General features: G+C 73.7%; 14 protein-coding genes. 9 read left to right on the top strand and 5 right to left on the bottom strand.

Going from position 1 to position 10,854, the window contains the following annotated elements; translation table 11 throughout:
* The first annotated feature begins 82 nt into the window (after positions 1-82).
* Complete coding sequence (locus tag ACIPUC_RS10425) at positions 83-265, top strand: hypothetical protein (protein ID WP_446588392.1); 183 nt, start codon at positions 83-85, stop codon at positions 263-265.
* A 76-nt stretch (positions 266-341) separates the two neighbouring features.
* Here the strand turns inward: ACIPUC_RS10425 and ACIPUC_RS10420 are convergent, their stop codons facing one another.
* The gene (locus ACIPUC_RS10420; protein ID WP_446588390.1) at positions 342-803 is read right to left on the bottom strand and encodes an SAM-dependent methyltransferase; all 462 of its coding nucleotides are present in this window, start codon (positions 801-803) and stop codon (positions 342-344) included.
* Between the two features lie 43 nt (positions 804-846).
* Positions 847-1,626: a hypothetical protein gene (locus tag ACIPUC_RS10415; protein WP_446588388.1), complete on the bottom strand. Its 780-nt coding sequence runs from the start codon at positions 1,624-1,626 to the stop codon at positions 847-849.
* Positions 1,627-1,761: 135 nt separating this feature from the next.
* On the opposite strand from ACIPUC_RS10415, the gene ACIPUC_RS10410 reads away from it, so the two are divergent.
* Complete coding sequence (locus ACIPUC_RS10410) at positions 1,762-2,676, top strand: oxygenase MpaB family protein (RefSeq protein ID WP_446588386.1); 915 nt, start codon at positions 1,762-1,764, stop codon at positions 2,674-2,676.
* Between the two features lie 61 nt (positions 2,677-2,737).
* On the opposite strand, the gene ACIPUC_RS10405 is transcribed toward ACIPUC_RS10410, so the two are convergent.
* Positions 2,738-3,337 (bottom strand): class I SAM-dependent methyltransferase, encoded by a 600-nt coding sequence (locus tag ACIPUC_RS10405; RefSeq protein WP_446588384.1) that lies wholly within the window; start codon positions 3,335-3,337, stop codon positions 2,738-2,740.
* A gap of 177 nt (positions 3,338-3,514) precedes the next feature.
* On the opposite strand from ACIPUC_RS10405, the gene ACIPUC_RS10400 reads away from it, so the two are divergent.
* The 5 genes from ACIPUC_RS10400 (at position 3,515) to ACIPUC_RS10380 (ending at position 8,529) form a co-directional block, all read left to right on the top strand.
* The gene (locus ACIPUC_RS10400) at positions 3,515-4,294 is read left to right on the top strand and encodes an MHYT domain-containing protein (protein ID WP_446588924.1); all 780 of its coding nucleotides are present in this window, start codon (positions 3,515-3,517) and stop codon (positions 4,292-4,294) included.
* A gap of 128 nt (positions 4,295-4,422) precedes the next feature.
* The gene (locus ACIPUC_RS10395; protein WP_446588382.1) at positions 4,423-7,044 is read left to right on the top strand and encodes a sensor histidine kinase; all 2,622 of its coding nucleotides are present in this window, start codon (positions 4,423-4,425) and stop codon (positions 7,042-7,044) included.
* Positions 7,044-7,490, top strand: coding sequence for a roadblock/LC7 domain-containing protein (locus ACIPUC_RS10390; RefSeq protein ID WP_446588380.1), 447 nt, complete (start codon positions 7,044-7,046; stop codon positions 7,488-7,490). Before ACIPUC_RS10395 ends, ACIPUC_RS10390 begins: the two co-directional genes overlap by 1 nt.
* A 17-nt stretch (positions 7,491-7,507) precedes the next feature.
* The gene (locus tag ACIPUC_RS10385) at positions 7,508-7,888 is read left to right on the top strand and encodes a DUF742 domain-containing protein (RefSeq protein ID WP_069919003.1); all 381 of its coding nucleotides are present in this window, start codon (positions 7,508-7,510) and stop codon (positions 7,886-7,888) included.
* Entirely contained in the window at positions 7,888-8,529 is a 642-nt protein-coding gene (locus ACIPUC_RS10380; RefSeq protein ID WP_446588378.1) for a GTP-binding protein, read from the top strand. The genes ACIPUC_RS10385 and ACIPUC_RS10380 overlap by 1 nt, the downstream gene beginning before the upstream one ends.
* 26 nt (positions 8,530-8,555) lie before the next feature.
* Here ACIPUC_RS10380 and ACIPUC_RS10375 read toward each other — a convergent pair whose 3' ends face one another.
* Positions 8,556-8,993, bottom strand: coding sequence for a PPOX class F420-dependent oxidoreductase (locus ACIPUC_RS10375; RefSeq protein ID WP_446588376.1), 438 nt, complete (start codon positions 8,991-8,993; stop codon positions 8,556-8,558).
* A 106-nt stretch (positions 8,994-9,099) separates the two neighbouring features.
* Here ACIPUC_RS10375 and ACIPUC_RS10370 point away from each other — a divergent pair, with 106 nt between their 5' ends.
* The gene (locus ACIPUC_RS10370; protein ID WP_446588374.1) at positions 9,100-9,498 is read left to right on the top strand and encodes a roadblock/LC7 domain-containing protein; all 399 of its coding nucleotides are present in this window, start codon (positions 9,100-9,102) and stop codon (positions 9,496-9,498) included.
* Positions 9,499-9,597: 99 nt separating this feature from the next.
* Positions 9,598-10,455: a DUF6397 family protein gene (locus ACIPUC_RS10365; RefSeq protein ID WP_446588372.1), complete on the top strand. Its 858-nt coding sequence runs from the start codon at positions 9,598-9,600 to the stop codon at positions 10,453-10,455.
* Here ACIPUC_RS10365 and ACIPUC_RS10360 read toward each other — a convergent pair.
* Positions 10,419-10,823 carry a YchJ family protein gene (locus ACIPUC_RS10360; protein ID WP_446588370.1) on the bottom strand — a complete coding sequence of 135 codons (405 nt, stop codon included), beginning with the start codon at positions 10,821-10,823 and terminating at the stop codon, positions 10,419-10,421. The two genes, ACIPUC_RS10365 and ACIPUC_RS10360, sit on opposite strands and share 37 nt — an antisense overlap.
* Positions 10,824-10,854 lie beyond the last annotated feature (31 nt).

Here is a 10,854-nt window from a genome sequence, read left to right as displayed (position 1 = left end):
GCGGTTCGGATATCCGGGAACGCGGAGTCGCGGTGGTGCGTTGAGGGGGTGAGTGGTCGACGACGGGTGGAGGTGTCCGCAGATGTCCACGAGCGGAAAAGTCGCGGTTGCCGGAGTCGCGGCAGCCATCGTGCTGTTCTGGACGGTCGGGTTCTGGGCAGGGCTGCTGGTCCTGATCGGTGTGCCCGCTGCCGCCTATCTCCTGCTGGACTCCTCACAGAGGCGTCGACTGCGGGGTATATCCAGGAAGCAGATCGGCCGCTGACGCCCGGGGGATCGGCCGCACCCGCGCTCCCGCGCGGAGCCCGGCCGATCCGAGGGCCTGCTCGGCAGCAGCCGGCTCAGTAGTAGTCGCGCATCAGGGCCGTCGCCCACTCCGGCTGCCGCAGCTCGCCGCGGGGGCCGAACTCGGCCATGTACGGCTTCAGATCGAGGACCGGGGTGCCGTCCACCGCGTCGAGGCCCGCCACGTGGACGTCGAGGCCGTCCACCTTCACCACCCGGCACCGCGAGACGCCGAGCCGGTTCGGCCGGTTCTTGCCGCGCTGGGCGAAGATGCCGACGAGCGGCCAGTCCGGGTTGCCGCGCGGGCGCCGCGCGCCCGTCTCGACCTTCTCCACCGGGACCCGGTCGAAGTGGTAGACGACCTCGACGTGCGAGAAGTCCTCCAGCCCGTACAGGGCTTCCGGACCGAACCGGCCGGCGTCCAGGCGGATCACCGCCGTCTCGCGTCCCCAGTCGTCGTCGACCACCTCCGCGCGGCCGCCCACGACCACGCCCACCGGCTCGCACTCCACCGTCATCGTTCCCCCGTACCCTTCGGATTTCTGTTCACGTCGTTCGTGTTCACACGGGGCGCACCGCGACGCGGTCGAGCGCCGCCAGCAGTGCCGGCACGTCGGTCTCCCCGCCGCGCGGGACCGCGAGCACCCCGCTCGGTTCCTCGTCGAGCAGGACGAAGGCGGTGTCACCGGTGCGGGCCACCAGCGACCAGCCGGGACCGTCCGCCCGCAGCGTCCGGGCCTTCTCGCCCGCGAAGGAGGAGCGCACCCGCCCGGGCGGCGGCGGGGTCACCGCGTACCCCGCGGCCTCCTCCAGCGCCCGTGCGAGCCCGGGATGGGCGGCGGCCGCCGCGCCGCCGTCCAGCGCCTCGCGTTCGCGCCACTCGCCCCACTGCCGGGCGATCTGGTCCGCGGCCATCCGCCGCTGCACCGGCCCCCAGGCCTCCGCCGAGGGCGGCGCCAGCGGCACCCGCCCGGTGCCGTCCGCGCCCTGCTCCGGATCGTGCGGTTCCGGGATCCCCGAGGCCGCCACCGACAGCTCCAGCGGCCAGCCCGCCAGCGAGACCACGATCGAGCGTTCGTCGGGGGACAGGTCGTAGTCCATCCCGCAGTCCCAGGAGGCGATGGCCGTGGCCACGAGCGAGACGTCGTCCACGACGACCGTCCAGCGCGCGCCCTCCTCGTCCTGGCCGAGCACCAGCCCGTAGCCCTCCCCGTTCGGCGCCACGCCCAGCAGGGAGCAGGCCTCGGGGAAGTCGTCGCCCAGGACGCTGGGGAACTGCGCGGGGGTCAGCAGCACGGCGGTCAGCACGTACAGCGAGCCGCCACCCTCGTCGTCGGACACCTGGCCTCCCGGTAGCTCTCTTGTCGGCGCACCTTAACCAGCGGGTAACCCGCCCGTCGAGGGCCTGCGGCCGACGATTTCCAAGGCCGCTGCCTGCACGTAGAGTTGGGGGCCCGCCACAGAAAGGGACACCCGGTGCAGCGTTACGACCGGCTGAGGGAGATCCTCCGTCTCGACCCCGACAAGGACTTCCTCGCCATCTACCGGCTCACCGCCACCTATGAGTTCCCGTGGGACTTCACCCGCGCCCTGGAGCTCGCCCTGTTCCGCACGTACGCCGTGCCGTCCATCGGCGGCCTGCTGGCCGAGACCGCCGAGTTCACGGACCGCACCCAGAAGCGCTACGACGACACCGCGCTGCTCCTCGACGCCGTCGTGGAGCACGGATTCGAGAGCGACACCGCGCGCACCGCGATCCGCCGCGTCAACCAGATGCACCGCAGTTACGACATCTCCAACGAGGAGATGCGCTACGTCCTGTGCACGTTCGTGGTGATTCCGTCGCGCTGGCTGGACGCGTTCGGCTGGCGTCCGCTGACCCACCACGAGCGCCGGGCCTCCGCGAACTACTACGCCACCCTCGGCCGCCACCTGGGCATCACGGACATTCCCGGCTCCTTCGAGGAGTTCGAGTCCGTGCTGAACGCCTACGAGGAGGCGCACTTCGGCTGGGACGAGGGCGCGCGGAAGGTCGCGGACTCCACTCTCGACCTGATGGCCTCCTGGTACCCCGCGCCGCTCGCCCCCGTGGTCCGCGGCGCGAGCCTCGCCCTCCTCGACGAGCCGCTTCTGGACGCCTTCCGGTTCACCCGCCCGCACCCCCGGGTGCAGCGGCTGGTCCAGGGCGCCCTGCGGCTGCGCGGGCGCGCGGTACGGCTGCTGCCCCCGCGCAAGGCCCCGCACTACGCCCGGCAGAACCCGGAGATCAAGAGCTACCCCGGTGGCTACGACGTGGGCGAGCTCGGCACGTTTCCCGTGCCCGGAACAAGCGGCTGCCCCGTTCCGCATCCCCGCCGGCCCGCCGGAGCCGAGGCTCAGCCTCCGGCGTGATCCGGGGTGCCTCCGCGCATCCCGGGCAAGGTGCCGACGTACACCATCTGTGTCACAGGGGTCACCGGTGGCGTACGGCCAGCGCCAGGAAGCGGGCGTCCTCGTCCGAGTACGAGGTCATCTCCCAGCCCGAACGGGCCAGCAGCGGGCCGAGGTTGGGCTCGGCCCGCAGGTCCTCCGGGGTCAGTTCGCGGCCCTGGCGGGCGGCGAGGGCCGCTCGCCCGATCGGGTGGAACAGCGCGAGCCGGCCGCCGGGGCGGACCACCCGGGCCAGTTCGCGCAGGTTCGCGGGCGGGTCGGGCAGGTGCGCGACGAGCCCGGAGGCGAACACCGCGTCCAGCGCCCCGTCGCGCAGCGGCAGCCGGGCCACGTCCGCGAGCAGCAGTGCACCCTGCGAGCCCCGGCCCTCCCGCTGGGCGGCGGCCAGCATCTGCGGGGTGAGGTCGGCCCCGAGCACGATGCCGGCGGGCCCGACGGCGGCGCGCAGCGGGGTCAGCGCCCGCCCGGTGCCGCAGCCCGCGTCCAGCACGCGGTCCCCGGGCCGCAGCCCGAACTCGGCCACGGCGGTCGCGAAGGCGGGCGCGTCCCCGGGGAACTTGCGGTCCCAGTCGGCGGCGCGCGCTCCGAAGAACTCCTGTACGTGCGTGTGGTCTTCGCTCATACGCCCATGATCCCGCACCGGCGGGCGCGCGCGGCTCTGCGGACGGTACGCAAGGTGGTGCGCGGCGTGATCGAAGACGAACGTATCTCTGTCATATTCCAGCAGTTACAGCGGCTTTCGAAATGCGTCCCCTGTTCGCGCCCTCACCCGGACTAGCGTCCGGTGGCCATGGGACACCTGGGACACCTGGACCACGCCGCCTACGGCTGGCTGACACCCGTGCTGTCATACGTGATGGCATCGATCGGCGCCGCCCTCGGGCTGCGCTGCACCGTCCGCGCGCTCGCCGCGACGGGCGCCTCCCGCCGCAACTGGCTCCTCACCGCGGCCTCCGCGATCGGCACCGGCATCTGGACGATGCACTTCGTCGCGATGCTGGGCTTCGACGTCACCGGCACCGAGATCCACTACAACGTGCCGCTCACCATCCTCAGCCTCATCGTCGCCATGCTGGTCGTCGGCGCCGGAGTGTTCGCCGTCGGCTACGGCAAGGACCGCGGCCGGGCCCTCGTCCTGGGAGGCCTCACCACCGGCCTCGGCGTCGCCAGCATGCACTACCTGGGCATGGCGGCCCTGCGCCTGCACGGGCACGTCTCCTACGACCCGCTCACCGTCGGACTCTCCGTCGCCATCGCCGTGGTCGCGGCCACCGCCGCCCTGTGGGCCGCGCTCAACATCAAGTCGCCGGTGGCCGTGGCCGTCGCCTCGCTCGTCATGGGCGCCGCGGTCAGCAGCATGCACTACACGGGGATGACCGCAGTCGCCGTCAGCGTCAGCCCCTCGGACGCCGCCCTGCCCGGTGCCACGGCCATGCAGTTCATCTTCCCGCTCGCCGTCGGGCTGGGCTCCTACCTGTTCATCACCGCCGCCTTCGTCGCGCTGTCGCCGACCGCCGACGAGCGGGCCGCCTCCGACTCCGTCCGCAGGCTGGGGGAGCGGGCCGCGGCCGCCCACTGAACACAGGGCGCGTAGGGCTGGCGGCGGCCGCTTGCGCGCAGCGCACCCCGCACTCCCCATCCGCACCCCCATCCGCACGCACGCCGAACCACCCGCACCTGTCGGAACCGCCCCGGAACGAGGAGCCCATGCGCACACCCCGCAGACAACCGGAAGCAGCGGCGCCGCGGCTCCCCGCGCCGGCGGGCGGCCGCGGCCACGGCGCGGGGACCGGCCGCCGGGCCCACGCCGGTCCGCCGGCCGACGAGCACCTGGAGCAGGCGCTCCACCAGCCCGCCCCGGCCGCTCCGGCCGGCCCGCCACCGTACGACCGGGGCCGGCGTCTGCGGCTGCGCCCCGCCACCGTCCGCGCGAAGATCGTCTCGCTGCTGATGGTCCCCGTCGTCTCCCTGCTCGCCCTCTGGGCCTTCGCCACCGTCAGCACCGCCCAGGACATCGCCCGGCTCAACCGCGTCCAGCAGGTCGACACCGAGATACGCAGCCCCGTCGCCGCCGCCGTCACCGAACTCCAGGCCGAACGGCGCGCCGCCGTCCGCCTCCTCGCCGACCCCTCCGCCGACCCGGCCGCCCTGGACCAGCAGGCCCGCCGCACCGACACCGCCGTCCGGCGCCTGCGGCTCGGAGACCGCAACACAGCCGCCGACTCCGGCGACTACGGCTCGGACGTCGTGGTCCGCCTGGGGGCGTTCGTCGCCGACGCCGAGGCACTGGAGTCCGCCCGCAAGGACGTCACCGGGCGCCGCGCCACCCCCGAAGCCGCCTACGAGATCTACACCCGCGTGGTCGACTCCGCCCTCGCCGTGGGCGGCGCCCTGACCGGCGGGGACGGCGCCGAACTCGGCCCCGACTCCCGGGTCCTGCTGGAATTCGCCCGGGCCGCGGAACTCCTCTCCCGGGAGGACGCGCTGCTCGCCGTACCGGGCCCGCGCAGCGCGGAAACGCTTCGGCAGCTGACCGGCACCATCGAGGCCCGCCGCGCCCTGACCGCCACCGCCGCCCGTGACCTGCCCCCTGCCCAGCAGGCCGCCTGGCAGTCCGCGGCCAAGAGCGCCGCCTACGCCGACCTCACCGCCGCCGAGGACCGGGCGCTGGCCGCGGGCACCGCCAAGGAGGTGCGCGCAGTGCCCGCCGGATGGGAGGCCGCCCACACCGGCATCGCCGCCTCGATGCGCGAGATCGAGGTGGCGGCGCACGCCGCGGCCGCCGACCGGGCCGACCCGCTCGCCGAGGGGGCGCTCAGCCCGGCCGGAGCCGCCGTGCTGCTGGGCCTCGCCGCCGTCGCCGCCTCGCTGGTCATCTCCGTCCGCATCGGCCGCGTCCTGGTGGTGGAGCTGGTCTCGCTGCGCAACACCGCCCTGGAGATCGCCCACCGCAAACTCCCGTACGCCATGGAGCGGCTCCGCGCGGGCCGCGCCGACGAGATCGACATCGCCGCCGAGACTCCGGCCGGGCCGCCCGCCGACGACGAGATCACCCAGGTCGGCGAGGCGCTGGCCACCGTCCACCGGGCCGCGCTCAGCGCCGCCGTCGAACGGGCGGAGCTGGCCAGCGGGGTCTCCGGGGTCTTCGTCAACCTCGCCCGCCGCAGCCAGGTCCTCGTGCACAAGCAGCTCACCCTGCTCGACTCGATGGAACGGCGCGCGGACGACCCGAACGAGCTCGGCGACCTGTTCCGCCTGGACCACCTGACCACCCGGATGCGCCGGCACGCCGAGAGCCTGATCATCCTTTCCGGCGCGGCCCCCGGACGCGCCTGGCGGATGCCGGTCCCGCTCACGAACGTCGTACGGGCCGCCGTCTCCGAGATCGAGGACTACCCCCGTGTGGAGGTGCGCCAGCTCGCGGAGGCCGCCGTGGTCGGGGGAGCCGTCGCCGACCTCACCCACCTGCTGGCCGAACTCATCGAGAACGCCGCCCAGTTCTCCCCGCCGCACACCAAGGTCCGGGTCAGCGGCGAGCCGGTCGGCGCCGGCTACGTCCTGGAGATCGAGGACCGCGGGCTCGGCATGGGCCGCGAGACCCTGGCCGACGCCAACCGGCGCATCGAGCAGTCCGAGGCGCTCGACCTCTTCGACAGCGACCGGCTCGGACTCTTCGTCGTCAGCCGCCTCTCGTCCCGGCACGGTGTGAAGGTGCACTTGCGGACGTCACCGTACGGGGGCACCACCGCCGTGGTGCTGCTGCCGAACTCCATGCTCCAGGGGGCGATCACGGCCGGCGCCCCCGAGCCGGAGCCCCGAGCGGGGGCGACCGACGGGGCGCGGGCCGCGGCACCGGCAGCCATGGCGGCGGCCGCGCCGGCACCGGCCCCGGAGGCGGTCGAAAGGGCGGACCAGCCGCCCGCGATGACCGTCGTACGGGAGGACGCGCGCGCCCTCGGGGACCCGGATACCCGCCCCGCCCCCGTGGCCGCGCTGCGGCCGCGCACTCCGGGCGGCGCGGTCACCGGTGCGCACGCCGCCGCGGCCCCGGCCGCCTCGGTGACGGAACTGCCGCGCCGGGTCCGCCAGGCCAGCCTCGTCCCGCAGCTGCGCGAGACCCCCGCCCACAAGGCCCCGGAGGGCGCGCGCCTCGCCGAGGATCCGCCGGGGCGCAGCCCGGAGCAGGCCCGGGACCGGATGGCCGCCTACCGGGCCGGATGGGTCCGCGGCGCCGAGGAGAACTCCCCGCACGCAGGCCGCGAAGGCCACGAGGGCCACGAGGGCCACGAGGGCCGCGAAGGCAACGCAGGCAGCAAAGGAGAAGTGTGATGATCGAACACCAGAGGATCGGCCTCGACGGCGTCGTCCGCAGGTCCGGCGAACTGGACTGGCTGCTCGACGACCTGGTGCTCCGGGTCCGGGAGGTCCGGCACACCGTGGTCCTGTCCAACGACGGCCTGCCGGTCGGTGCCTCCAGCGCGCTGAGCCGGGAGGACGCGGAGCACCTGGCCGCCGTGGCCTCCGGCTTCCACAGCCTGGCCAAGGGCGCGGGCCGGCACTTCCACGCCGGGGGCGTGCGCCAGACGATGGTCGAGATGGACGAGGGCTTCCTCTTCGTCGCGGCCGCCGGCGACGGATCCTGTCTGGCCGTGCTGAGCGGCGCCGGGGCCGACATCGGGCTGATCGCCTACGAGATGGCCCGCCTGGTGAAGCGGGTCGGCGAGCACCTGTACACCCCGCCCCGGTTCGCGGCGCGGCCGCCGGCCGCCGGCTGAGGGCGGCGGTCCGGCACATGAACGGCCAGTGGTACGACGCCGACGCGGGCCCGCTCGTGCGTCCGTACGCGATGACCGGCGGGCGTACGAAGCCGGGACCCCACGGAGTCCGCTTCGACCTGATCGCTCTGGTCGTCGTGGATCCGGAAGGCACCGACGCGGCTGCCGAGTCGCTGCTCGGCCCGGAACACCGGGCCCTGCTCGGACTCTGCCGGTCGGAGACCCAGTCGGTGGCGGAGCTCGCCGCCGACGCCGACCTGCCCGTGGGGGTGGTGCGCGTGCTCCTCGGCGACCTGCTGGAGGGCGGGCACGTCAAGGTCAGCAGGCCGGTACCGCCCGCGCAGCTGCCGGACGAGCGGATTCTGCGGGAAGTCATCGAGGGATTGCGAGCGCTGTGATGGGACTGCATGACGACGGACCGGCGGATCCCGGTCCCGGGGACGACACCGAACTGGCGGCGCTCGCGCTGAAGATCCTCGTTGCGGGCGGCTTCGGGGTCGGCAAGACCACGCTGGTGGGCGCGGTGAGCGAGATCAGGCCGCTGCGGACGGAGGAGTTGCTGAGCGAGGCGGGCGAACGCGTCGACGACACGGGCGGGGTGGACCAGAAGACGACCACGACCGTGGCCATGGACTTCGGGCGGATCACCATCCGGTCCGGGCTGTCGCTGTACCTGTTCGGCACGCCGGGCCAGGACCGGTTCTGGTTCCTCTGGGACGAGCTGTCCCAAGGGGCGCTGGGCGCCGTGGTGCTCGCCGACACGCGGCGGCTGGAGGACTGCTTCCCGGCGGTGGACTACTTCGAGCACCGCCGCATCCCGTTCGTGGTGGCCGTCAACTGCTTCACCGACGCGCGGCGTTACGGTGCCCACGACGTGTCGAGGGCGCTGGACCTGGACCAGGGGACGCCGGTGGTGCTGTGCGACGCGCGGGACAAGGACTCGGGGAAGGAAGTACTGATCAGGCTGGTCGAGTACGCCGGGCGGGTGCACACCGCCAGGCTGCTGGACTCGGTGGAGCCGCAGGCCGATTCGGTGTGAACCGGCGTGCGGCTGCACGCGGTCGGTCAGTCCGAGATCCCGGCGAAGGCGATCACCTTGTCGATCGGGACCCGGACGAGGAGTTCGCTCGGAACGGCGTTGCGGCGGCCGAAGGCCTCCGCACGCTCCTCGCCCATGTAGCGGGCGCCGATCCTCGTCGCCCAGTGCAGGGTCGCATCGGGGTCGTCACCATGCTCGTTGATCTCGGCGCGCCCCTGGAGCACGACGTAGGAGAACGGCGGGCGGTCGTCGTCCACGCACAGCGCGACCCGGCCGTCACGGGCCAGGTTGCGCCCCTTCACGGTGTCCTTGCCGGTGTTGAACACGAAGGAGTCGCCGTCGAGTACGAACCAGATGGGAGCGATGTGGGGGCTGCCGTCCTCGCGGACGGTGGAGAGCTTTCCGGTGCGGGTGGAGTGGGAGACGAACGCCCGCCACTCCTGTTGAGTCATCTTCTTCGCCATGAGTACATCCTCCTTGCCGGAAAGGCACTGGTGGGGAAGGCTTGCGGGACGACTACGCGGGGCGCGGCGCGGCCAGGTGGGCGGCGTCGACGGGGAGGGGCTCGGAATGGCACTGGACAAGCAGCTCGACTGGCTGCTGGACGACTTGACGCGCAGGGTCCAGCAGGTGCGGCATGCGGTGGTGCTGTCCAACGACGGCCTGGTGACGGGCGCGAGCGCCGGGCTGGCACGGGAGGACGCGGAGCACCTGGCGGCCGTCGCGGCCGGACTGCAGAGCCTGGCGAAGGGGTCGGGCCGGCACTTCAGGGCCGGGGAGGTCCGGCAGACGATGGTCGAGTACGACGAGGGGGTGCTCTTCGTCATGGCCGCGGGCGCGGGCAGCAGCCTGTGCGTGCTGAGCGCCTCGGAGTCGGACATCGGGCAGGTCGCGTACGAGATGACGCTGCTGGTCAACCGGGTGGGTGAGCACCTCGGCGTCGCGGAGCGGCGCGTCACGGGCGGTTGAGTTATCCACAGGCCTCGCGGGCTGTCGTTGCGCTGAGTTACGGTCTTCACACAGAGTGATCGACGCTCGTGGGGGGAGACCGTGATGATGATGACGACGATGGCGCGACGCACCGATGTCGATGCCCAGGCGGATACGGATACGGATGCCGGTGCCGGTGTACGTGCGGACGCGCAGGCCGAGGTGTTGGTAGGCGGTGTACAGGCCGCCGGGGAACTGGGGCTGACCCGGGGAGAGTTCGCCCGCGCCGTCCAGCTGGGGATCGTGCGCGCCGGGTCTTCGGCAGCCGGCCGCGCCGCCCGCTACACGCGGGCCGAGCTGGACCGGGTCAAGGCCGCCGGGGGAGGACCGGGCGGGGACGGGCCGCAGGCGCTGCGCGAGCGGGTGGCGACCGTCGCCGGAGCGGAGGCGGCGGCCGGGGTACTGGGGGTCGGACCGAGCCGGTTCACCCGGCTCGCCCGCTGCGGGCACCTCACCCCGGTCGGCTACCGGATCAACCGGTACCGGGCGGTGGTGTGGCTCTACCTGACCGCGGAGCTACGGGAGTTCGCGGCGCGGGAGCCGGCGCGGCTGCGCGGGGTCGCACCGCCGGCGGACCGTCGGCTGCTGGAGGCCAGGGCGGACCTGCGCCCGCGGAAGTGGCGCGGGCGGCACGTCGGGCTGCTGCTGAGACGGACCGCCGATCCCTGGGAGCGTGCCGCGGTCCTCGCGTCCGTACTTCCGGAGGAAGAGCTGTGGCGGGCTGTGCCCGACCCGGCGGAGCGGATCGTACTGGCAGCCCTCGCGCCGCCCCCGCCGTACGGGCACCCGCAGGCGCCGGCGGCCGCGGCCGTGGCGCTGCGGCTGCTGAAGGCCGAGCCGCCGGAGGAGATCCACTGGTACCGCACCAGCCTGGACTTCGCCCTGACCGGGGCCCGCGGTCAGTCGAACTCGACGGGGGAGAGGGGGCCGACGTAGACCCAGGCCCCGGCCTCGCGGGAGAAGGTGCTGTGCTCGTGCAGTGAGCCGGTGTGACCGCCCTCGCGGTAGTGCGCCCGGAACTCCACCGAGCCCTCGGTCTCGAACATCCCGCCGCGCTCGGTGGCGAGGATCTCCAGCCGCTCCCAGCGCTGACCGGGGTCCAGGTCGAGCCGGGCCGGACGGGTCGAGGGATGCCAGGAGCGCAGCAGGTAGGCGGTGTCTCCGACGGCGAAGGCGCTGAACCGGGAGCGCATCAGGCGTTCCGCGGTGGGTGCCTGCCGGGCACCGGAGTGGAAGCGGCCGCAGCACTCCGGGTACGGGGCGGGCAGCCCGCAGGGGCAGGGGAGGGCAGCCGGGGTGGGCATGGGTGTGCTCGGTTCCTCGTGGGGGTCGGGG

This window comes from Streptomyces sp. LARHCF249 (assembly GCF_052871255.1).
Note: the sequence above shows the minus strand (reverse complement) of the source record. Positions and strands in the feature narration are given on the sequence as shown.